This window comes from Bacillus cereus (genome assembly GCF_002564555.1).
Taxonomy (GTDB): Bacteria; Bacillota; Bacilli; order Bacillales; family Bacillaceae_G; genus Bacillus_A; species Bacillus_A cereus_K.
Genome location: NZ_NUVD01000004.1, coordinates 13,557 through 36,891, shown reverse-complemented (window position 1 = coordinate 36,891; position 23,335 = coordinate 13,557). Strand labels below are relative to the sequence as shown.

The window sequence follows — 23,335 nt, the reverse complement described above, 5'->3', positions numbered from 1 at the left end:
ACAAAGAGAACCGGCTTTAGCAGTCATTGGTTATTTTAAAATTTTCACTTTAACAGTTTTGCGTCCCCATTTTTGAGCAGCGCTATCTGATCCAAGTAGAACGTCGATACGGTTACCTTTAATTGCACCGCCAGTATCACCAGCGATAGCTTCTCCGTAACCTTCTACCCATACTTTAGATCCTAATGGGATTACTTTTGGATCAACAGCGATCATTTTCATGTTTGGGTTCGCTGTTAAGTCATGACCCATTGCAGTTAATACACGGCCGCCATATGTGCCGCCATTTTCGCTCGGGTGAGCTGTATATGCTGTAGCTTCAACTGTTAACTCACGACCACCAGAAGGTTCGCTAGTCTCAGCAGCTTTTACTGCAGGCTTAGCAGCTGTTTTTACTGGTGCAGGTGCTTGAGCTGGTGCTGCAGCTTTAGCAGGAGCAGTTGTTTCTTGTTTTTCAATAACAGGTGCTGTACCTGTTAAGAAAGGAACGTGAACATAAGCTGTTTTCCCGTTATATTCAAATTGTAACCACTCATTTTGTACTTGGTTCGTTGTTTCGATCATATCGTCTTTCTTCAGCGTACCAAGAATTTCTGAGTTTGTATTCGCCTCAGCACGTACGTTTAATACGTTAGCTGTTACGTAGTAGATGCTTTTTGTGAACTCTGAACTTACGAATGCTTCTTTACCATCTAAATTGATTTTTGACCATCCGTTTTCTGTATTTAGAACATCTATTTTATTACCGTTTTGTAATTTACCGACAACTTTTGATTCAGTAGTAGGGTTTTCGCGTACGTTTAGTACATCTGTTTTTACAACAGTTTCTGCATTAGCAGATGATGTGAAAATCCCAAGACCAAAAACTGCTGCTGTTGCTATACCAATTAGTTTTTTCATGATAGCCTCCATTGCGTTTGTTTTCGTGTCCTCATTATAGCAACAGATTTTTTCGGATTTGGGGAAAACACACAATTACAAACCATTCGTAATCAGTCGTTAACACTTTGTAATATAGCAAGAAATCTAGGAAAGCGTTTTTCATTCCATGTGATTATTAGGTTTCTAGTTATATTCAAAATATTTAATACAACATATTTTTTTCGACGTAAATAAAAATATTACAGGAGTGTTACGTAATGTTTACTAAACGGTTACATTCCTTGAGTATTTTACCGTTTTATGGGTAAAATAGTTATATAAACATAAACAATTTGTTTGTGAAGTTATAAACACGTGCTATAGACTAGCAAAAAAACCGCATAATTGTTACAAGAAGAAGGGGTTGTAAAGTAGAAAACTGCCCTTTTTTACATCTGTAACACATCCTTTTTTGGGAAAATCCATTCCCATCCGCATTTTTCTCGCACAATTTGACAGCAGTATTTCTACCTTATGGCTCTTGCAGAGAGAAAAGGTGATACGGAAGGTAAGGCTGTCCATAAGAATTCTAATTGGTGAAGGTGAAACTAAGAGAGATGAAAGAAAATCACCGAAAAAATTATAGTTTTCTATCCGATTTAACATATCGGAAATTATAGAATTTAAAAAATGAAACCTACGAAGGGGGATTTGATGAGGAAACTGACGAAAACATTTATTGTCTCATTAACATTATGTATTGCATTTACAATTTGGGGGATTATTCCCGAATCTATTATTGGAAAAGGTAGCTTAGGAAATGTAACGACTGCAATTCAAGCTGCGTTAGTTAGTAAGTTTGGTTGGTTCTATATTATTTCTGTTTCTATTTTCTTAGGAATTGCTATTTTCTTAATTGTTTCTAAGTACGGTTCGATTCGTTTAGGTAAGGATGATGATGAACCTGATTATAGTTATATGACATGGTTTGCTATGTTATTTAGTGCCGGCATGGGGATCGGTTTGGTTTTCTGGGGCGTTGCAGAACCGTTGAATCATTTATACACACCTCCGTTTGGAGAGGGTGCAACTGAAGAGAGTGCGCGTCTTGCACTTCGTTTCTCATTTTTCCATTGGGGATTACATCCGTGGGGATTATATGCACTTGTAGCGTTATGTATCGCGTATTTTACATTTAGAAAAGGAAGAGCAAGTACAATTAGTGCGGCAGTGGGTCCGCTATTTAAGGGCGGTGAACATGGCCGTATTGCTCATACATTTGATGTTTTAGCTGTATTCGCGACAGTATTTGGTGTGGCGACATCATTAGGACTTGGGGCGAAGCAAATTGCAGGTGGTGTTAGTTATTTAACAGCCATTCCCAACTCATTAACGACACAGTTAGTCATTATCGGAATCGTAACAGTTCTGTATATGTTATCTGCACAAACAGGGCTCGATAAAGGAATTAAATATTTAAGTAATACGAATATTATTTTAGCGTTTGCACTTATGATAATTGTATTATTTGCAGGTCCAACAAACTTTATTATGAATTACTTTACTTCAACAATTGGTTCATACATTCAAGAATTGCCAAGCATGAGTTTCCGATTAAGTCCATTAAATGAAGACGGAAATCAATGGATTCAGTCATGGACAATTTTCTACTGGGCATGGTGGATTGCTTGGTCACCATTCGTAGGTACGTTTATTGCTCGTGTATCACGCGGACGTACAATTCGTGAGTTTGTTATCGGTGTGCTACTCGTACCAACGATAATCGGTGCACTTTGGTTCTCTGTTTTTGGAGGAACAGGTATTCACATGGAATTGTTCGACGGAGCGAATGTATATGAACAAATTAAAGAAATGGGCACAGAAGTAGGATTGTTTGCTATGTTAGACCAAATGGGTGGCATAGGACCGGCTTTATCTATCCTAGCTATTCTACTTATTTCCACATTCTTTATTACATCAGCAGATTCTGCTACGTTTGTTCTAGGGATGTTAACGACACATGGTAGTTTAAACCCACCAAATCGTATCAAGATGGTTTGGGGTATTGTTCTAGCAGCGATTGCATCGACCTTATTGTATGTCGGTGGATTAGAGGCACTGCAAACGGCGTCGATTATTGCGGCATTCCCATTTGTATTTGTTATTTTCTTTATGATTGCAGCACTATTTAAAGAGTTGCAAAAAGAAGGGCGTACGAAACAACATAAAGTGAAACTATAATCAGTGGGGGGGTCATCCCCCACTGATTATTAGTTGAACCAATCGGGCGTTTACGGGCAGTTAATCTCCCACCTAACTTCCGCGCATGTGCCGAATCTTGAGGTGGGAGTTTTACTGCCCGTTAATGCGGGATAAATAATAGAAGAAAAGGGGCTGATTTTATATCAGCTCTTTTTTATAGAAGGGATTGTAGATACAAGTAAGGGAAATAAAACACATTACTATATAAGTAGTATGCCTTTTATACAAAGGAAAAACACTATATTTCGACAACAATCGATATTTTACGAATTCAATTCATATTTTTGACAAAAATATGTCGGAAATGTGTTGTCACGTTTATTTATATGTGCTATATTATTTCCTGTAAGCGATTTCAAATAGTTTTAAAGCGCATTCAAGGGGGACATCTAGAATAATGAAACGTTACGAAAGAAAGTGGAAGCATATTTGTTTGAAACGTGTGGCACATCGTAGTGTCCAAGAAAGCACGGAACCTAAGACTGAAACGCGCAAAGAACAGCAAGAGAAGCAATTGGTTCTACAAAAATAGCAATCACTTTTTCGTATATAAATGAAGGTCGATCGTTCGTTGGGGGATGGACGTGAAATTACTTTCAGCTAAGGGGTATTGTCTGATATATAATTTATACGGCAATAAATAAGCACAGAGCTTACGGCGCTCTGTGCTTATTATTATTTGTCTTTTTTAAATCGAACTGTTTTGTCCCAGCCAATGACTTGTTTCTTGCTCTTTGCACGTAAGTATAAGATTAAGCTACGAATAAATAAATACGTGAAGAGTTGTGCGTACGTAAAGTACATAATGACACTAATGAAAATATTAGTCGGTGTAAAGGTTCGTTCGACACTTTGGGCACTAAATAATTGCGAAACATATGTAATATATGCGACGTACCACATAAATAGTAGCGGGATACTATATTGGATCTGGAATATCCCAAGTAATCCGATTATAAACCAAACGTTTGAAATGATTAGGAAAAGCCAAAATACGACATACACTAAAACTTGCTGTAAGGAATGGACGAGAAGTTTTCCTTTAAAGAAACTTAATGATGAAAACATTTTTTCTAAAATGTATAAGTTTCCTTGGAGCCAACGTGTCCGTTGTTTAATAAGAATTTTTAAATGTTCAGGTTTTTGTTCCCATGTAATCGATTCCGGAACTATTGGTAAGAGATAGCCTTTTTGTGTAATTCGTAATGTTAATTCAGCATCTTCGGCAATTGCATAAGGATCATAGCCGCCAAGCTCTTCTAATGCGGAGCGACGAAGCAGCATGTTCGTTCCCGTCAGTGAGCCTGTTTGGAATAATAATCAGCGTCCTGATTGCATAAGGAGCTGGAAGATTTGAAACTCTAGTGAAATCATTCGCGTTAGCCAGTTTCTTTTTTCATTGACTGTACGAACGTGTCCAACAGCTCCAACAGCATCCTCGGTTGTTTCAGCGTGTTCTACAAGCATTCGCAGAGCATGTGGTTCAGGTTGATTATCTGCATCGTAAACACAGAAATATTCACCATCCGAAATGCTAAGTCCATAGTTTAATACACGTGATTTTCCTTTTGGTTCACCAGGAGGAACACGAATGTGACGAATATGAGCATAAGCTTTGTCAAAATCATCACCGATTTCAGGTGTTTCATCTTGAGAATTATCATTTAATAAATAAACAGTTAGTTTGCCTGGATATTCAATCTTCGCCATCGCTTCTAATGTATCTTTCATAACGACGCCTTCATTATGGGCAGGTATTAAAATATCGACGCTTGGATAATGTTCTAGCGTACGATCTTTTCGTTTACTATTTCGATGAATTAAGCCTGCAATTGTTAAGAAAGAGTAGTAAACGAGTAAGCCTGAGAATAGAAAGGCTGTAAAAATAAGTACATATTTAATTGAAAAGGTGATACTGATCCAAAAAACGAGTACGCAAAACAGAAGGAATAAAAGGAGTATAACGAGTGTCATCATAATAAGGTCTGTCCTTTGTTTCCGATTTGCTCTCTGGAAATTTTTATATCCCGAATTGCCTCAGTTGCAAGCCATTTTGCCATTTTTGGTTGTAGACGGTTTATTACAATATCAGCACCAGCCTCATTTGTGTTTTGTAATAAAATGACTAATGTGTTGCTGTCATACTCGGCAGCGAGGTCAAAGTCAGTTCGTACTGTTTCAACTAATACGGAAGCTACACGATCCATAACACTTTCTTTTGTGTATTTACTAAAGGAAGTGAAATCAAAATAAATAATAATGCCTGTTTCATTACGACGCTTCATTGCAGTTGTTAATAACGCTTGGCGTCTCTCAAATTCTTGTCTTGTTAATAATTTTGATTCTCCAATATATTGTTCTAATGTTCTCACACGCTCAGTTAAAGCTTTATTTTCATAAATAACCTTTTTCAATAGGTGAGTTGATATATATATAATGAAGAAGTTAGCTGCCATCAGGAAGTGGGTAATGATATATTTCCTTTGGTCTGATGTACTCCATAAATGAAGCCATGCCTGATAAAATAAATAAAATACGGAAATAATGGTTCCTAGTATGAAGAAAACAAATGCTTTTTTGGCAGCTAAAAATAAGAATAGTACATTTGCGATTACATATATAACAGTAAAAATGAGCGCATGCTCATATTTCGTCACATGTACAGTAGTAAAATAAAATACAATTTGTAAAATCCACATAGATAGGATTTTATAGAACTTATCTTTCACGAAACTTTCTTCCTTAAAGAGAATTCAGACAGGGTTACTTGTAGTATGCACAATTATTCATAAATGGACCGTGTAGCTGGAATGCTTTTTCACGCGAGTTGAAATCAAATAGTATCCCTCTTTTGCATGAAAAAATAAACAGACATACTAATTATTGTAACATACTGTCTATACATCTAGACTAATGAAGTGTATTTGTAGTATATAAAAAGTCTCCTCTTTAAAAGAGGAGACTTTACATAAAATTATAGGAACATCATACCTGCAACTGCTGCGTTTAAGAAGTTCGCTAGTGTACCAGCGATAACTGCTTTAATCCCTAATTGTGCAATTTGTTTACGGCGAGTAGGAGCTAACGTTCCTGTTACACCTAATTGAATTGCGATGGAAGAGAAGTTTGCGAATCCACAGATTGCGAATGTTAAGATCATATTTGTTTTTGCGGATAACTCCGCCATGTGTGGTCCTAAGTTTGCATAAGCAACGAATTCGTTGATTGCAAGTTTTTGACCGATAAAGCTTGCTGCTTCTATTGCTTCACTTGGAGAAACCCCGATTAAGATTGCAAATGGTGATAGTAAGTAACCGAAGATTAAATCAAGGCTAAGTTTAATATCGAACCAAGAACCAACCCATCCTAATAAGCCATTTAATAAAGCGATTAATGCGATGAAAGCCATTAACATTGCTGCTACGTTAATAACAAGTTGCATACCTTCAGATGCACCGCGTGCAGCTGCATCAATAACGTTCGCATCTTCACGTTCTGTAGAAAGTTCAACGTTATTATCTACTTTTTCTGTTTCTGGCATAATTATTTTTGCAATTAATAAACTTGATGGAGCTGCCATAATTGCTGCTGCTAATAAATGCTCTAATGGAATACCCATCGCTGCATAGCCGACAAGAACTGATCCGGCAACCGCTGTCATACCGCTTACCATAATAGTGAAGAACTCACTGTTAGTTAAACGTGCTAAGTATGGTTTAATCAAAATTGGTGCTTCTGTTTGTCCTAAGAATACAGTTGTTACTGCATTTAAGCTTTCTGCTTTAGAAGTTCCAAGAAGTTTACTTAATGCACCACCAATGATACTAACAAATTTCTGCATAATACCTAAATAATATAAAATTGCTACTAATGAACTAATAAATACGATTGGAAGTAGTGCTTGAATTACGAAAATAAATCCCCAAGGTCCTTTTGCGTTGACTAAGTCCCCAGCAACGAACTTAATTCCCTCGTAAGAAAAATCAATTAATCCTTGAACGCCGTCAGCAGCAACTTTTAAGCCTGCTTTTCCAGCATCCCATCGTAATACGATAAATGAAAATGTCATTTGTAATGCTAGCGCGATTAAAATAGTGCGCCAATTAATAGCTTTGCGGTTGGAAGATAGTAAGAATGCAATTGCTAATACTCCAATCACGCCGCCAATTCCCCATAAAAGATTCATGCAGTGTATGCTCCTTCCTCATAGTAAAAAAGTGTATAAATCAGTTGTCTATACTTTTGCGAATATAACATCTTAAGTAACTTATCATAATGGACATCGGAGGTCAAACGTCTAACGAAAAGTTTAAATAAAAAGAAAATTATTTGAAAAAACACATATAAATTGAATAGACATGAAATAGGTTATGTTTTTTGTCCAAATATATACATTATGATACCGTTATGGATTATTTTTATAGAATATAGTGTATGAAATAGAAGAATGGACGCATTATTTTTCGTAGCGAGAAGATGGGTAAAAGGGTGTAACGTGTTGAACATATAACAAAAAGCCTTCTAGTAAACTAGAAGGCTTTGAAACTATTCATTAAGGTGCTTTCGTGTACCCTAAGAAATGACTTTTCCAATAAGAGTTATTTAATGAAGCGATAGCGACCCCTTTATCTCCGGCTTGGATAAATGATCCGCCCCCAAGATAAATACCCATGTGAGAAGGTCCTGCTGTATAAGTATTTTGGAAATAAATTAAGTCACCTGGTTGCGGATTTGTAGTTTTCGGTAAACTGCTCCAATATCCTGCAACATTTGTACGGCCAATGTTATGACCAAATTTATTGTATACGTGGTAGATGTAACCACTGCAGTCAACACCTTTAGCAGAAGTACCGCCCCAAACGTATGGTACGCCTTGCATTGATTTTGCGTATGCAAGAATGGCAGAAACATCACCGCTGTTATTGCTTGTATTGTTTTGATTGTTGTTATTTTGATTAGTATTGTTGTTAGGCTTATTATCTACTGCGCCTCCAACTGGTGTTTTAGATAGGAAACGTGTTCCGATATAACCATTTTGGCCATTGTAGTTAATTTGACTCCATCCAGAGTTTTCAGAGATTACTTGAACCTTCTGTCCTTGTGGAAGTGCGCCTATGATTCTATAATTTGTACCTTCACCGCTACGTACATTTAGTGCAGAGGCATTAATGTAGTATTCACCAATTGCACCTTGATTAGGCTTTTCAGGTTGTTTCGGCTGTTCAGGAGTAGCCGTGCCACCTTTAACGAATTTTACAAACTCACCACTAACAAAGCCAGTTTTTCCTTGATAGTTTACTTTGAACCAGCCGTTTTCAGATCCAATTACGTCTAATGTTGTACCGTTTAACACGCCACCAATTACACTATGGTAAGCAGCAGGGCCTGTACGAACACGTAGAGATGTTGTATTAACAACGTAAGTACCACCAGTTTGAACAGTTACGTTATTGTTTTGTTCTTGCTTGTTATCTTCTTTGTTCCCTTGTACGACGTTCTCATTAGAGCCGCCCTTTGTTACGTAATCTTTACTTAAGTAAGCAGTTTGTCCTGCGTAATTGATTTTGAACCAGTCTTGAACTTCACCAACAACTTGTACTACTTGTCCTTGTTTCACAGAACCTACAGTTGGATGAGAAGTGCTAGGGCCTGTACGAACACGTAGAGAAGATACATTTACTGTATAGTTTCCGCTTGCTGGTTGTACTGTTTGTTCATTCGTATCGTTTGTAGATTCCGTATTTGCAGAAACGCCTGATACGAATTGGCCACTAACATAACCAGTTTGTCCATTGTGGTTGATTTTCACCCAACCATTTTCTTGTCCAATTACGTTTAATGTTTGTCCTTCGTATACACGTCCTGAAACAGAACTAGAAGTATTAGGAGCTGTACGTACACGTAATACATCAGCAGTAACTTTATTGTTTCCACCTGTACTTACAGCGTTATTTGATGCTCCATTTTTTGATACAAAGTCGCCACTGACAAAGCCAGTTTTTCCATTATGATTGATTTTGAACCAACCATTTTCTTCGCCAATCACGTCTAATGATTGACCGTTATAAACACGAGAGATGATGTCGTGAGAAGTACTTGATCCTGAACGAACGTGTAATACGTCAGCATTTACTGTATAAGATGAGTTGTTTGATGCAGAAGCTTGTACAGTTTGTGTAGCAGCTTTTTGTGTGTTTTGTTCCGGGGCAGCTTGAACACTATCAAGTGTAGGGGCTGCTCCTCCTGCTACAGACACTGCCGCAAGACCGGCAAGGTATTTTTTCATAATTTGTCGATTCCTTTCTGTCTGTAATAAAGTGAAGAAATTTTTACCAACTATTAAAAATTCTAAAAGGCATGTCGATTACTGTCAAGACATATGCGGGAAACTGAATGTGACAAAAAGATTACAAGAAAAAATCAAGGCATGAATTCACACCTTGATTTTGATTTAAATACATATATTAAATTTAGAAAAAATAGTGATTATTCGTATTTAAGAAGATGGTGTGTTGGATCTTAAAAGGCTCTGAGAAAAGGATTTTTGTAGTCTTTTTGTGATAGGACCAACTTGACCATCTTGAATCGCAGCTCCATCAAGGTGGGTCATCGGTAAGATTTCAATTGTCGTTCCTGTAAAGAAACATTCATCGGCTTGGTAAACGTCACGAATGCTAAAAAGTTCTTCTTGTACAGGAATGTGAAGAGTGTTAGCTAAAGAAAGGACATATTGACGAATAATCCCGTTTAAAATCAGATGATTGGCTGGATGTGTGTAGAGTGTGCCATTTTTGATTAGAAAGAAGTTAGAACAGCTACCTTCAGTTACGATACCATTTCGTACGAAAAGAGCCTCTTTACAACCTTTGCGCTCAGCTTTTGTAGCCGCTAATACATTCGGTAGTAAATTTAATGATTTAATGTCACAGCGAAGCCAGCGAGTATCCGGTTCTGATATAGCACGTACACCATATTCAATCCATAAAGCCGGTCTTTCTTTCTTTGTAATATAGGCATAGATTGTCGGAGGAATGTCATATGAGAATGCATGAGTGCGAGCTTGTACGCCGCGAGATACTTGCAAATAAATCGTTCCATCTTCATGGAAATCATTACTTTCAATAAGTTTGTAAAGCAAGGTGATGAGTTCTGCTTTTGAGAAAGGAAGCGATAATTCTATTTCTTCCATGGAGTGATATAATCTTGTTATGTGCGGATCTAATAAGTGAAAGTTTCCATTATAGAGTCGCATTACCTCGTAGACACCATCACCAAATTGTAAGCCTCTTTCTTCAAGTTCTATGTACGTTTTTTGTTTCATTGTGTCAATAATTGCATCATTCCAAAGTACAAATCTTTCGTATGCCAATTTCCGTCCCATCCTTTCGTAAGCACTAAAATTAAAATAAAGTGGAAATTTAATCAATTAGTCTTTTATGTGCAGTGGATCTCCCGTTTCCTTCTTTGTTCCAGCCGAATTATGAAGAGGGAGTCTTACTACCTGTTAACGCGGAATAAAATCACTATAGTAATTTTTATGTAAGGAATTCTCTACATATGACGTATATGTATTTGTAAGTGATAGAGAAGCGGTAGCAATTTATAGCATTTTGTATATACAAATTCGAAAATAAGAATTAAGAATCCTGCTTTTAAATAAAAAAAAGCAACATTCATATGGAATGTTGCGCAAGGAGGGTAGCTATCTTTCATAGGGACATCGTCTTATTGAACATTTTGTATATGGAAACAAAACGTTTTGAAAGACAATTATAAGAAAGTAGAAAACAAACGATTCGCATATTTCTTTAAGGGATCTTATTAAAGATGAGAGATAAGAAATATGTAGAACCTCGTTTACATATTTTATTATAGAGATGTCTCGTTAAGGTGGTATGAATATTTGGTAAAGGTTATGTAATTTTAAAGTTAATGAATAGAAGAAGACGGGGAGCGGAAAATAAAAAAAGAGGCTGAGATTACTCAGCGCTCTTCTTTTCTTCTTTAATAGCTGTTTTTACTTCACCGGTTTTGATTTTGTTACTTTCAGAGAAGCGAAGTAAGTCACCTTCAATGATCTTGTCAGACATGTGCAATTCATTTTGGGCACGATCAATTAGTGGTTGAGATTCTTCTTTCGGTAATTCTACAACCTCACCTGTGTTACGGTCGTAGAATGTACTGTTCGTGTACATGTACTTATCTGTAACGAAGCTACCGTCACGAAGAACAACGAATCCTTTATTGTCTGGTGAGAATACGTCGTGACCAAATTGAATTTGATCCGTAGAATCTACACCAAGTAAGTTTAGAATAGTTGGTTTAATGTCAATTTCACCAGTTGGTTTTGAAATTGTTTTACCTTCTTTTTGACCTGGAACGTGAATAAACATCGGTGTTTTTTGTAAGTTCATATGGTCAAATGCAGTGATTTCTTCTTTTCCTAAGAACTGTGCCATTGCACGGTTATGGTTTTCAGAAATACCGTAGTGGTCACCGTAGAATACGATAACTGAGTTGTCATAAATACCTTCTGCTTTTAGACGTTCAATAAAGTGTTTCATTGCTTCGTCTAAATAACGAGCAGTTACCATGTAACGGTCAAATACGCCATCACCAGAATTGTATTCATCGATTAATTTCGTACTGTCATCATAAGTGAATGGGTAATGATTTGTTAAAGTAAGGAAGCGAGTATAGAATGGTTGCTGCACTTCTTTTAACATATCAACAGATTGATCGAAGTATTCGATATCTTTTAATCCCCAGTTTAATTTTGTTTCTGGTGTAATCTTGTAGTCAAGCTCGTTGTAGTAACGATCATAACCAAGTGCTGGATACATAATGTTACGGTTCCAGAATGTTGCGTTGTTTGCGTGGAATACCGACGTGTGATACCCTTGCTGACGTAAAATTTCTGGAGTTGCTGTGTATTCGTTGTTACCGTGTGTGAAGAATACAGCACCGCGGTCTAGTGGATATAGTGAAGTATCTACTAAGAATTCAGCATCAGATGTTTTTCCTTGCCCAGTTTGATGGAAGAAGTTATCGAAGTAATAACTTTCTTTCGCAAATTGGTTTAAGAATGGTGTAACTTCTTGTCCGTTAACTTGTGCACCAATTAAGAATGTTTGTAATGATTCAAGAGAGACAACAATTACGTTTTTCCCTTTTGCAGTACCAAACATATTTGGATCTGGTTTACTTTGTGTTGTTTTCACATAGTTTTCTGCTTCTTGCAATTTACTACTATCAGCAAACGCTTTTTGTGAACTTGATTTTGCTTGTAAGCCAAGATCGTATACTTGGTGTACATATAGTCCTAAGTTTTTAACTAGCATAACGCGGTCGAATGAACGTGTTAATAGCTCTGGACGCTCGGCTTCTGCAAGTCCTAGGTTTGCGAAGAAAATAGCAACCGTTGATACGAAGTATAAAGAACGCATCGGACGCGCTACACGCTCTGTCGGTGCAAAATTTTTCTTCTTCTTCAATAGAATGAAGAATACGATAATATCTGCAAATGCAAGCATAATTTTGGGGCTAAATAATTCTTTCACACTAGAACCTAAACTTCCGAAATTAGATGTTTGTCCTAGTACTGGTAAAGTAACGAAGTCATTGTAGAACCCGTAGAACATTACGTTACCAACAAGGATGAACGTTAAGATGAAGTTAATTCCAAGTGCTATATAGTTACGTTTTTTCCCTTTTGCAAATAATGCAAGACCCACGAACAGTAATGATGCTGCTAATGGACTAATGAATAAAATGAATTCTTGCATGAAAGATTCAAGTTTTAAATCGAAGCTTGTGCGTGTAATGATGTAGGTTTTTAGCCATACGGCCAAAGCTACGAATAAAGTGAAACGCACATGTTGAAATTGTGATTTCATGGTTTCTTTCATTCATTTCCACCCTTTCTCTATCAGGCTTGGTCGATTTTGGAGCGAAAAATGTTAAAATAAAAAATACATAGTTTTCTTGGCCATAATTAGAGTTTCTATATTCACCCATATACGACTTTAACTATGCATACCCTTTTTGGTTTCTTGTGCTGCTCATAAGCATAACGTCATTTCTGTATTATACAACAAAATTCATTTCTGAGAAACACTATAACATTTTACATTTTTTGTATGTGTTTGTCACTACCAGAGAAAACTTTAACATTCGTTTATATGCCCGTCAACTAGAAAATATAACAAAGATGGAACAAAGTGTTAAGTGAAAGTGAAAATTTTCATGGTTGAGAAATAAGAAATGAAGATGGATAAGTGGTTATCTAGAAACCTATTATATGAAGGAAAGTGTATGAAAATTAACGAACACTTGTTCTTTTTCGGTTTGTTTGTTACAATAAAAATTCATTGATAGATTATGTGCAATTTTGATGAACTTTTACTGATAACAGATTGTAGCTTATTTCTTTTAAAAATAGGGAGGCTTTCACATGGAACAAAAATTTTCAGTTGAAGCGTTTTGGAAGAAAGTAAAACATGTTGCAAAGCAAGCGGGGCAGTCGGTCATTTATGCCAGTTTATTATTGTTTTACGTTTTGCAAAGACCTGATGTTCCAAAACGAGTGAAAATTATTGTAATTGGAGCACTTGCTTATTTTATCACACCGATAGATGCCATCCCAGATTGCATTGCTGGAATTGGTTATACGGATGATTTAGGGGCGTTAACGGCCGCATTAATACAGGCGTCGTTATACGTCAATGAAGAGGTGAAAGATAAGGCACGAGTGAAGTTGGCAGAATGGTTTGGTTCGGATATAGACACATCATTTATCGATCAGAAATTAGATCAATAGGTGAGAACTGTCATAGGATGACAGGGCGAACGTAAGCGAGGAAGTGCATTATGCCATCAGGAAGAACGCATACGAAAATAAACTTAATATCCCTTCCGGTTGTTTTGTTTTTGCTTTTTTCGTATGGATTAACAAATTTTGATTTTTTATTAACTTTTGCAATTGGCTTTTTAGTAGGTACTTCATTTTTAACACCGGATTTAGATACGTACAGCAATGCGTATAATAAATGGGGATTCCTACGTATATTTTGGTATCCATATAAGAGCGTAATGCCGCATCGTTCCTTTTTTACACATACGATTATACTTGGTGATGTGATTCGTATTGCATATATGTTAATCGTGTTTTCTCCGTTTTTATTCCTATTAAATGTAATCGTATTAAATGGGAATTTAATAGAAATTGCGAAGGAACATGAAGTTGCAATTTTAACGTTTGTAATGGGGATTGTCGTCGCAAGTACGCTCCACATTATAGCGGATAAAGTGAATACGCGCCGAAAGAAAATGATGAGAAAAAAGAAGAAACGCAGAAGATAAAGTGAAGGCTAATAATCAGTGGGGGCATCCCCCACTAATTATTAGCCTTCACCAATCGCCCGCAAATAGCGGGAAAAGGACACTTGCAATTTGCAAGTGTCCTTTTTTAATTAAACGTTTGTTTAAAATTAAGCTTTCAGTACTTTAATACCTTTTACGATATTCCAAATGAAGTAGTATAAGCTAATGATTCCGCAAACACATAAGACAATCATTGCGCCGATTCCAAGTGTTACGTCGGATTGATCAGATCCGATACCCATAATTCCTAGAATAACTAATCCAATGAATGTAGCGATGCTTGGAATGATATGTGTCCATAGAGCGCGTTTTGCATGTGGTTTTGTTTCAGAATCGCCCACAATCCACACGATAATAGGGAATAAGATAGGTGCGAATAGTACACTAAAGTATGATAAAGCAGCTAATATTTTGTTTCCGTTCATATGTATCACCTCATGAATAATGTCTGTTGTTATACATTCATTATGCAATAATTTTGGCAAGCTTCCTATCGATGAACATTACAAGAACGTGACGTTTTTGTAAGATTTCTATATTAAATGATGAAATTTTCAAAAAAATCTTTTTAAATAAAAATTGTTATGATAAAGTATAAAAGAAGTTATTGAAAACGTTTTTCAGAGCGTTTTTTATTTTAGACTTAAAGGTATGATGACCTGATAGTCTATTGATGAGGTTATTCTATTTAAAAGGGGATTCTTTAGGGGGAGAGAACAATGAACACATGGACACAAGTTTATGATCCATTCGGAAACATTTGGGTTTCGGCAGCAGTAGCACTTATTCCAATCATCTTTTTTTTCTTAGCTTTAGCAGTTTTCCGCATGAAGGGGTATGTGGCAGGATTTATTACGGTTGTACTTACAATTTTAGTGGCGTTATTCGCTTATAAAATGCCATTTACGATGGCAATGGCAGCAACCGGATACGGTTTCTTATACGGATTATGGCCAATTGCTTGGATTATCATTATGTCGGTATTTTTATATAAAATCTCTGTAAAAACAGGTCAATTCGATGTGATTCGTGCATCTGTATTATCCATTACGAATGACCATCGTTTACTCGTTATTTTAATCGGATTTTCATTCGGAGCGTTTTTAGAAGGAGCAGCAGGATTTGGTGCACCAGTAGCGATTACGGCAGCACTTCTTGCAGGGCTTGGATTAAATCCTTTATATGCAGCTGGTCTTTGTTTAATCGCAAATACAGCACCAGTAGCATTCGGAGCGATGGGAATTCCAATTACAGTTGCTGGACAAGTAACAGGTATTGATCCGCATAAAATTGGACAAATGGCTGGACATCAATTACCGTTCTTATCATTATTTGTTCCGTTCTTTATCGTATTTTTAATGGATGGATTTAAAGGGGTAAGACAAACATGGCCTGCTTTATTTGTAGCGGGTAGCTCATTTGCAATTACGCAGTTTATTACTGCGACATTTTTAGGACCAGAACTTCCTGATATTACGTCAGCGCTTGTAAGTTTAGTAAGTTTATCGCTATTCTTAAAAGTTTGGCAGCCGAAAGAGATTTATCAATCCGGGCAAGCGAATAGTGAAGTAGCCGCGGCAACGACAGCGACATCTATGCCAAAACTAACAGTCGGAAAAGTAGTAAAAGCATGGTCTCCATTCATTATTTTAACTGTGATGGTAGTCATTTGGAGCCAAAGTTTCTTTAAAGCGTTATTTGCTCCAGGCGGCGCATTGGAAAGCCTTGTGTTTAAGTTTGAAGTTCCGGGCTTGCACAATTTAGTAATGAAAGCAGAGCCAATTGTAAATAAACCGACGCCTTACGAGGCAATTTTGAAATTTGACGTATTATCAGCAACGGGAACAGCAATCTTAATAGCTTGTATTATTTCTATCTTTATTTTGAAAATGAGTGCAAAAGATGCAGTAGTGACATTTAAAGAAACGTTAAATGAACTTAAGATGCCAATTCTATCTATCGGATTCGTGTTAGGATTTGCATTTATCGCAAACTATTCTGGTTTATCTTCTACATTAGCATTAGCACTTGCTGGAACTGGCGGGTTATTCCCGTTCTTCTCACCATTCTTAGGCTGGATTGGCGTATTCTTAACAGGATCAGATACGTCAGCGAATGCATTATTCTCAAATTTACAAGCAATTACAGCGCAACAAGTTGGCGTATCTGAAGTGCTTCTCGTTGCAGCCAATACAACGGGCGGTGTAACAGGTAAAATGATTTCTCCGCAATCGATTGCGATTGCTTGTGCGGCAGTTGGTCTTGCTGGAAAAGAATCTGATCTGTTCCGTTTCACGGTGAAGCATAGTTTGTTCTTCGTAATTATTGTTGGTATTATGACGTATGTTCAAGCATATTATTTAACGTGGATGATTCCATAAATAATAAAAGAAATAACCTTTGCATTTTTCAGATTATCGTGTATGATGGGAAAGTATTGAAAATTAAATCAGTGATAAACTAGGGGTGCCTAACGTATGCGTAGGCTGAGAGAGAAGCGCGTGAACTTCTTAACCCTTTGGACCTGATCTGGCTCGTACCAGCGTAGGGAAGTTAACGGCTTTACATAATGATGTCTTTTATGAGCCAGGTCCTTATTTTTTTATGGACCTGGCTCTTTTTATTTTGGCATACGCTGGCCATATCTCGTCCTTGTCACGAACAGGGGGGCAACAAAGGTTATGAAACAGTCTGTTTCAGCTGAGCAAATTGAATTGAAGTCGAGTTTACCAGGAAGTAAGAAAGTATATGTGGATGGACCACTTGAAGGTATGAAAGTGCCGATGCGCGAGATTGAACAAAGCGAAACGAACGGCGTCCCAAATCCGCCAATCCGTGTGTATGATACGAGCGGTCCTTATACGGATCCTGAATACAAAGTGGAGCTGGAAAAGGGGATTCCAACGCCGCGCCATTCTTGGACCCTAGGTCGTGGTGATGTAGAAGCATACGAAGGACGCGAAGTAAAGCCAGAGGATGACGGTGTGAAGGTGGCTTCGAAACATACACCTGTTTTCCCGCAAATGGATCGTAAGCCGCTTAGAGCGAAGCGAGGTGCAAATGTTACGCAAATGCATTATGCGCGTAATGGCATCATTACGTCTGAGATGGAATACGTTGCGATTCGTGAAGGAGTAGAGCCTGAGTTTGTTCGTAAGGAGATTGCGGAAGGTCGTGCCATTTTACCAGCGAATATTAATCATCCGGAAGCAGAGCCGATGATTATCGGGCGTAATTTCCACGTGAAGGTAAATGCAAATATCGGAAATTCCGCTGTATCATCTTCTATTGCAGAAGAAGTAGAGAAGATGACGTGGGCAACGCGCTGGGGTGCAGATACGATTATGGATTTATCTACAGGTAAAAACATTCATACGACGCGGGAATGGATTATTCGTAATGCTCCGGTACCAGTTGGAACCGTACCGATTTATCAAGCGCTTGAAAAGGTAAATGGAATTGCAGAAGATTTAACGTGGGAAGTGTATCGTGACACGTTAATTGAGCAAGCGGAGCAAGGCGTGGATTACTTTACGATTCATGCTGGTGTATTGCTTCGCTACATTCCAATTACTGCAAAGCGCACGACAGGTATCGTTTCACGCGGTGGTTCGATTATGGCGCAGTGGTGTTTATTCCATCATAAAGAAAACTTCCTATATACTCATTTCGAAGAGATTTGTGAAATTATGAAGCAGTACGATGTTTCGTTCTCTCTTGGAGATGGATTACGTCCAGGTTCCATTGCAGATGCAAATGATGAAGCACAGTTTTCTGAGCTTGAGACACTTGGTGAATTAACGAAAATTGCTTGGAAGCATGATGTGCAAGTTATGATTGAAGGACCTGGGCATGTACCGATGCACTTAATTAAAGAGAATATGGAAAAAGAACTTGATATTTGTCAGGGTGCGCCGTTCTATACACTTGGACCGTTAACGACAGATATTGCACCAGGTTATGACCATATTACATCCGCAATTGGGGCTGCGATGATCGGATGGTTTGGAACGGCGATGCTTTGTTATGTAACGCCGAAAGAACATTTAGGTTTACCGAATAAAGATGATGTACGCGAGGGTGTTATTACGTACAAAATCGCTGCGCATGCAGCTGATCTTGCGAAAGGGCATAAAACGGCTCATCAGCGTGATGATGCACTTTCAAAAGCCCGCTTTGAATTTCGTTGGCGCGATCAATTTAATTTATCTTTAGATCCTGAACGCGCGATGGAGTATCACGATGAAACATTGCCAGCAGAAGGAGCGAAAACAGCTCATTTCTGTTCGATGTGTGGACCGAAGTTTTGTAGTATGAGAATTTCACATGATATTCGTGAATATGCAAAAGAGAATGATTTAGAAACGACAGAAGCAATTGAAAAAGGAATGAAAGAGAAAGCGAAAGAATTTAAAGACACTGGTAGTCATTTATACCAATAATACGTTACACCTCTTTACTTGATTGATCACACTGTAGTACCTAACTTAATTATAGAAGAAGCTCCCTTTGCTAAGACGGTAGCAAAGGGGGCTTCTGTTTTCTATCCCGCTATTTGTGGGCAGTAAAACCCCCACCTCAAAATTCGGCTGGAGCAAAGAAGTTAGGTGGGAGATCAACTGCCCGTAAACGCCCGATTGGTACGGGCTAATAATCAGTGGGGGATGAACAAAACCCCCACTGATTAAAGTTTCACTTTATAAGGCGAAGAATAATTGTACCCAGTAGTATAAGAGGAATAATGTGACGACTGTTGTGAGTGGGATTACGATGAGAGATACGCTTAAATAATCTTTCCATTTTACTTTAATTTTGTATTGTTTCAGAATATACATCCAAATGAGGGAAGCGAGTGTACCGATTGGTAATAATAGTGAACCGATATCGCTACCAATAATGTTAGCGAGGTAGATTGTTTTTAATGTGACTGGGTCTAGTCCCATTTCTGTTAATGTAATTGTACCAATCATAAGGGCAGGGTGGTTATTGAAGACGTTAGAGAGGATCGATACAAGTCCGCCCATTGTAAAGCTAGCATAGAGTAGATGCTGACTTACAACTGGCTCGAGCCAATTAACAAGCGCAGCTGTTAATCCTGCGTTGTGAAGCCCGTAAATAATTACGTACATAGAGAAAGCGAAAATTAAGATGTGCCACGGTGTCTTTTTCAAAATATCGACAGGGTTTGTTCGTAAGTAGTACCATCTCCAGATGAGAAGAACGAGTGAACCGAGCACCGCAACAATTTCAATTGGGATCGATAAGAAGGATGCTACGAATAGTAGACAGCGCATAAGGAAGACGAAACCTAATACTTTTAACATAAATTTTGTACGTTTTTGTTTCGTATCAACAGAATTTTTTCCTTTAAGTGGATGAAAGTTTTTTGTGAAGAAAATCTCTTCGATATCATATGAAGAAACAGGTAATTTTTTCGGAAGTTTTTTCTTTAAAACTGTATACATGAGCCATGACATAAACAATAATCCTAAAGTTGCAGGGACAAACATCATAGCAGTATGCATATAAAGAGTCATATGGACGATGTTTAATGCAATTAAGTTTACGATATTACTTACACCGATTGGTGCACTAGAGGCAGTAGCGATTAAAGCGCCACTTAATAAATAAGGAATTTGTTGATGAGGTTTTAATTGAAGATTTCTCAGAAGAAGAATTAAAATTGGAGTTGTAATTAAAATACTACCGTCATTATTAAATAAAAGAGTCATAAGGAAACATAGTAATTGAATGTACCAGTATAGGCGTCGTCCGGAACCTTTCGCTAAATTTGCGAGTTTTGCTGCAGCCCAATGGAAGAAGCCGAAGCTTTCTAGTATAACTGCCATAACGATGGTCGCTAATATCGTTATGGAGGCGCCGCCGATTTTACTTATAATGTCCATGACGTCTGGCTTTGATACAAGTCCAGTAATGAGGATAATACCAGCTCCGATTGCTGCTGGCCAAGCCTCATTTAAGCCACGGGGTCGCCAAAAGATAACAATCATCGTTAAGAAGAATACAATAATAGTAATCCATATTTCAATGCTCATATTTTGCCTACCTTTCTACTTTCCCTTGAACCAATGTAGCTTGTCTCAAGGTTTGTATTGGTAGTATATTCGGCAAAAAATAAGAAGAACTAGACGTATAATAGAAGAAAGCGAATATGTGTTTTTCAAGCTATAGGACAAGTATACATCCTAGTGAAATAACTATTAAGAGAGGAGTCTAATAAATGAGGGGCATTCTATGTCCGAATGCCTAATTGGTGTGGGCTAATAATCAGTGGGGATGGACAAAACCCCCACTGAATAAAGTTTCACTTTATTATTTTTCCTTCAAAAAAGTTCGATCCTTCAAGAATAAATTCCAGAAGAAAATAAAACCAGGTAGTAAAATTGCGATTCCAATTGCGTATAGAATCAGCAGTGCATAGAATGTTTCGGGCGTCGTGAAGCTTGTAAATACAGTTACGTCAGGATAAATAATATATGGTAAATGTGCGACGCCGTAAGCGTAGCTTGCAAATGCATATTGGGCAACGACAGCTAAAACAGCGATGCGAGGGAAGCCCAGTGTGTTGTATTTTTTATTTGTCCACCAAAGGGAAGAGTATCCGATAATGAATAAAACGATAGAAACTGTAAACCATGGGAATTGGTTTACTAATCCTTGCATCAACCAGTGTGTTTCTGGATCCATTACAACGAGGGCGATAATCGCAGTAACGAGCGTTGCAGGACCGAGGATGATGGCATTTCTTCTATAAACTCTATACGTATCTTCTGAACTTTGTTCTCTAGCAAAATCAGCAAGAAAGAGAGAGGATAGAAAGAGTTCCGAAGTTAGTCCAAAGAGCATATAACAATAGATAACAGGACTAGAAAGAAGTTTTCCATAAAGGAGAACTTCTTTTCCTTCAGACATTGTAATATAAGCACCTTCTGTAACTGGTAGAACGGTAATTAATAGAGCTGGGATTAAGAGCCCAGTAATACCTGAAATGATACGAAGAAGGTGTTGGTATTTCGGCAGTGAATAGGCAAATACCATGAATGTACTGCGAATCGCAACGAGTACTAAAATTAACATAACTGGTACGAACATAACTGTTGCAAGGGTAAAGGCTGCCTTCGGAAAGAAGCCGAGAAAAGCGACCACGACAAAGACAAGAAACGTATTTGTTACTTCCCAAGTTGGTGATAAGTATCGGTTGGCAAGCTTGGCAGCGAGTGTCGGATTTTTCGCGTAAACCATGCCCCAAAAACCCGCTCCAAAATCAATGGACCCTAATATACTGTATACGAAAATAAGAGCCCATAAGATGATAATTGCAATACTTTCCTCATGCACGAGAATCGCCTCCTTGGTGATGTAAATCATTCTTTAACGGATGTTTCTTAAAGAATGTCCGTAGTACAAAAACTGTTAAAATAGCGAGTCCGATATATAAAATGATGAATAGAATAAATAAAGGACCGATGAAATCAGCACGTGTAGAAGCATCGACTGTACGTTGCATACCATAAATTGTCCACGGCTGACGGCCACTACAACTGAAAATCCATCCGAATTCAATACCAAGCATCATAACTGGTCCACATGCGGCAGTGCTCCAAAGAAGCCACTTCGGTAACGCCGCTCCTTTTTTTCGGTAAACAAAGTACCAATATAAGAGGGCGATCGCTGCAACGGCAAAGGTAAAAGTAGCGGCGCCGACCATTAAGTTGAACAGTGTATGTGTATAAAATGGTGGCCATGTTTCTTGTGGGAAGTCCTTTAGCCCTTTTACAACTGTGCTAGGGTCTAGTCCTACTAATAAGCTAAGCATGTTTGGAATTTCAAGTGCATAGTTTAGTTCAAGTGTGTCAGGATCCACAACCCCGCCGAGTGATAACGGTGCGTGTGACGTCGTTTCAAATAAGGCTTCAGCAGATGCAAGTTTTTCAGGTGAATGCTTATGCAAGGCAATCGCTGATTCGTGTCCTGAAATCCACATCGTAGCACCTGTAATAAATGTCACGACGAGGCCTAACAGCAATCCTTTTTTGTGGTAAGCAAGTTCACGTGCATTTAAATTTTTATTTAATAATTTGAATCCCGCGATAGAAGCAATGACAGCTGCTCCTGCTGCATAGGCCGTAATAACAACGTGGAATGCGCTAGTGCCAAAGCTTGGATTAAAGAAAGCTTTCCACGGATCAACGTTAAAAACTGAACCATCTGCTCCCATTGAAAAGCCTGCTGGTGTATTCATCCATGTATTTGCTGATGTAATAAGCACGGCAGATGCCGTGGCACCAAGCATAACGAAAAATAGTGAGACTAATCTCATAAATGGAGGTAGTTTATCAGCTGCATATACGTAAATGGACATGAATAAAGCTTCTAAAAAGAAGGCGAAAATCTCAATTTGAAAGGGCACAGAAATAACTTGCCCAACAATTTTGGCGAAACCAGGCCAAAGAAGAGAGATTTGCACACCAACAATTGTTCCAGTTGGGATGGCTACACCGAGAAGGATGGCAAACGCCTTTGTCCATCTTTTCGCCATAATGGCATAGTCGGAATCTTTCTTCCAGTGATACAGTACTTCACTTATAAAAATCATCAATGAAAGTCCGACTCCAAGTGTTGCAAAGATAATGTGGAATGCTAATGAAGAACCAAAAAACGCTCTTGCTAATGTTACGGTATCCATATGTATACTCCTCTTCTTTTTTGCCATTATTTTCTGATTGAATTGGAAGATTTATTCAATAAACTACCAAAAATATATGTGTATTTAAAAAATGAATATGGTAATATTGTGTTTGAATATTCT

At 37.8% G+C, this 23,335-nt stretch carries 16 protein-coding genes, 1 pseudogene and 1 riboswitch; of the genes and pseudogenes, 6 read left to right on the top strand and 11 right to left on the bottom strand.

Annotated features, from left to right (window positions below):
• Positions 1 to 30: 30 nt before the first annotated feature.
• Positions 31 to 900: a cell wall-binding protein EntA gene (locus tag COI75_RS00945; RefSeq protein ID WP_000733304.1), complete on the bottom strand. Its 870-nt coding sequence runs from the start codon at positions 898 to 900 to the stop codon at positions 31 to 33.
• 675 nt (positions 901 to 1,575) lie between these two features.
• Between COI75_RS00945 and opuD the strand changes: the two genes are divergently transcribed.
• Positions 1,576 to 3,102, top strand: coding sequence for a glycine betaine transporter OpuD (opuD, locus tag COI75_RS00935; protein ID WP_098448147.1), 1,527 nt, complete (start codon positions 1,576 to 1,578; stop codon positions 3,100 to 3,102).
• Between the two features lie 418 nt (positions 3,103 to 3,520).
• Positions 3,521 to 3,655, top strand: coding sequence for a hypothetical protein (locus COI75_RS27165; protein ID WP_000833067.1), 135 nt, complete (start codon positions 3,521 to 3,523; stop codon positions 3,653 to 3,655).
• A gap of 143 nt (positions 3,656 to 3,798) precedes the next feature.
• Here the strand turns inward: COI75_RS27165 and COI75_RS00920 are convergent.
• The 6 genes and pseudogenes from COI75_RS00920 to COI75_RS00890 form a co-directional block, all read right to left on the bottom strand.
• A pseudogene (locus COI75_RS00920) lies at positions 3,799 to 5,100 on the bottom strand (glycosyltransferase family 2 protein).
• Positions 5,097 to 5,852, bottom strand: coding sequence for a diguanylate cyclase (locus COI75_RS00915; protein WP_000653225.1), 756 nt, complete (start codon positions 5,850 to 5,852; stop codon positions 5,097 to 5,099). Before COI75_RS00915 ends, COI75_RS00920 begins: the two are co-directional and overlap by 4 nt.
• Before the next feature lie 245 nt (positions 5,853 to 6,097).
• The gene (locus tag COI75_RS00910; protein WP_001051037.1) at positions 6,098 to 7,309 is read right to left on the bottom strand and encodes a NupC/NupG family nucleoside CNT transporter; all 1,212 of its coding nucleotides are present in this window, start codon (positions 7,307 to 7,309) and stop codon (positions 6,098 to 6,100) included.
• A gap of 366 nt (positions 7,310 to 7,675) precedes the next feature.
• Positions 7,676 to 9,409: a C40 family peptidase gene (locus COI75_RS00905; protein WP_000760254.1), complete on the bottom strand. Its 1,734-nt coding sequence runs from the start codon at positions 9,407 to 9,409 to the stop codon at positions 7,676 to 7,678.
• Positions 9,410 to 9,619: 210 nt separating this feature from the next.
• A complete protein-coding gene (locus COI75_RS00900) occupies positions 9,620 to 10,504 on the bottom strand; it encodes a D-amino-acid transaminase (protein ID WP_080013311.1) in 885 nt (294 codons plus the stop codon).
• Positions 10,505 to 11,102: 598 nt separating this feature from the next.
• A complete protein-coding gene (locus COI75_RS00890; protein ID WP_000665370.1) occupies positions 11,103 to 13,031 on the bottom strand; it encodes an LTA synthase family protein in 1,929 nt (642 codons plus the stop codon).
• Positions 13,032 to 13,576: 545 nt separating this feature from the next.
• On the opposite strand from COI75_RS00890, the gene COI75_RS00885 reads away from it, so the two are divergent.
• Both COI75_RS00885 and COI75_RS00880 read left to right on the top strand, forming a co-directional pair.
• Positions 13,577 to 13,942, top strand: coding sequence for a YkvA family protein (locus COI75_RS00885; RefSeq protein ID WP_098448146.1), 366 nt, complete (start codon positions 13,577 to 13,579; stop codon positions 13,940 to 13,942).
• A 50-nt stretch (positions 13,943 to 13,992) separates the two neighbouring features.
• Positions 13,993 to 14,484: a metal-binding protein gene (locus tag COI75_RS00880; RefSeq protein WP_001139065.1), complete on the top strand. Its 492-nt coding sequence runs from the start codon at positions 13,993 to 13,995 to the stop codon at positions 14,482 to 14,484.
• Between the two features lie 128 nt (positions 14,485 to 14,612).
• On the opposite strand, the gene COI75_RS00875 is transcribed toward COI75_RS00880, so the two are convergent.
• Entirely contained in the window at positions 14,613 to 14,930 is a 318-nt protein-coding gene (locus COI75_RS00875) for a DUF4870 domain-containing protein (protein ID WP_001014111.1), read from the bottom strand.
• Between the two features lie 294 nt (positions 14,931 to 15,224).
• On the opposite strand from COI75_RS00875, the gene lldP reads away from it, so the two are divergent.
• Both lldP and thiC read left to right on the top strand, forming a co-directional pair.
• Positions 15,225 to 16,886 (top strand): L-lactate permease, encoded by a 1,662-nt coding sequence (lldP, locus tag COI75_RS00870; protein WP_001099352.1) that lies wholly within the window; start codon positions 15,225 to 15,227, stop codon positions 16,884 to 16,886.
• Between the two features lie 71 nt (positions 16,887 to 16,957).
• A riboswitch (TPP riboswitch) is annotated at positions 16,958 to 17,073 on the top strand.
• 113 nt (positions 17,074 to 17,186) lie between these two features.
• The gene (gene thiC / locus COI75_RS00865) at positions 17,187 to 18,947 is read left to right on the top strand and encodes a phosphomethylpyrimidine synthase ThiC (protein WP_000814446.1); all 1,761 of its coding nucleotides are present in this window, start codon (positions 17,187 to 17,189) and stop codon (positions 18,945 to 18,947) included.
• 255 nt (positions 18,948 to 19,202) lie between these two features.
• Here the strand turns inward: thiC and COI75_RS00860 are convergent, their stop codons facing one another.
• The 3 genes from COI75_RS00860 to cydA all read right to left on the bottom strand — a co-directional run bounded on the left by COI75_RS00860 (position 19,203) and on the right by cydA (position 23,212).
• The gene (locus COI75_RS00860; RefSeq protein ID WP_098380267.1) at positions 19,203 to 20,561 is read right to left on the bottom strand and encodes an arsenic transporter; all 1,359 of its coding nucleotides are present in this window, start codon (positions 20,559 to 20,561) and stop codon (positions 19,203 to 19,205) included.
• A gap of 277 nt (positions 20,562 to 20,838) precedes the next feature.
• Entirely contained in the window at positions 20,839 to 21,864 is a 1,026-nt protein-coding gene (locus tag COI75_RS00855; RefSeq protein WP_098448145.1) for a cytochrome d ubiquinol oxidase subunit II, read from the bottom strand.
• Positions 21,857 to 23,212: a cytochrome ubiquinol oxidase subunit I gene (cydA, locus tag COI75_RS00850; RefSeq protein ID WP_098448144.1), complete on the bottom strand. Its 1,356-nt coding sequence runs from the start codon at positions 23,210 to 23,212 to the stop codon at positions 21,857 to 21,859. Before cydA ends, COI75_RS00855 begins: the two co-directional genes overlap by 8 nt.
• Positions 23,213 to 23,335: the final 123 nt, after the last annotated feature.

Bases quoted from the DNA above. Each gene is read 5' to 3' on its own strand.
- COI75_RS00945 (WP_000733304.1), bottom strand. From the start codon at position 900: ATGAAAAAACTAATTGGTATAGCAACAGCAGCAGTTTTTGGTCTTGGG.
- opuD (WP_098448147.1), top strand. From the start codon at position 1,576: ATGAGGAAACTGACGAAAACATTTATTGTCTCATTAACATTATGTATT.
- COI75_RS27165 (WP_000833067.1), top strand. From the start codon at position 3,521: ATGAAACGTTACGAAAGAAAGTGGAAGCATATTTGTTTGAAACGTGTG.
- COI75_RS00910 (WP_001051037.1), bottom strand. From the start codon at position 7,309: ATGAATCTTTTATGGGGAATTGGCGGCGTGATTGGAGTATTAGCAATT.
- COI75_RS00905 (WP_000760254.1), bottom strand. From the start codon at position 9,409: ATGAAAAAATACCTTGCCGGTCTTGCGGCAGTGTCTGTAGCAGGAGGA.
- COI75_RS00900 (WP_080013311.1), bottom strand. From the start codon at position 10,504: ATGGGACGGAAATTGGCATACGAAAGATTTGTACTTTGGAATGATGCA.
- COI75_RS00890 (WP_000665370.1), bottom strand. From the start codon at position 13,031: ATGAAAGAAACCATGAAATCACAATTTCAACATGTGCGTTTCACTTTA.
- COI75_RS00885 (WP_098448146.1), top strand. From the start codon at position 13,577: ATGGAACAAAAATTTTCAGTTGAAGCGTTTTGGAAGAAAGTAAAACAT.
- COI75_RS00880 (WP_001139065.1), top strand. From the start codon at position 13,993: ATGCCATCAGGAAGAACGCATACGAAAATAAACTTAATATCCCTTCCG.
- COI75_RS00875 (WP_001014111.1), bottom strand. From the start codon at position 14,930: ATGAACGGAAACAAAATATTAGCTGCTTTATCATACTTTAGTGTACTA.
- lldP (WP_001099352.1), top strand. From the start codon at position 15,225: ATGAACACATGGACACAAGTTTATGATCCATTCGGAAACATTTGGGTT.
- thiC (WP_000814446.1), top strand. From the start codon at position 17,187: ATGAAACAGTCTGTTTCAGCTGAGCAAATTGAATTGAAGTCGAGTTTA.
- COI75_RS00860 (WP_098380267.1), bottom strand. From the start codon at position 20,561: ATGAGCATTGAAATATGGATTACTATTATTGTATTCTTCTTAACGATG.
- cydA (WP_098448144.1), bottom strand. From the start codon at position 23,212: ATGGATACCGTAACATTAGCAAGAGCGTTTTTTGGTTCTTCATTAGCA.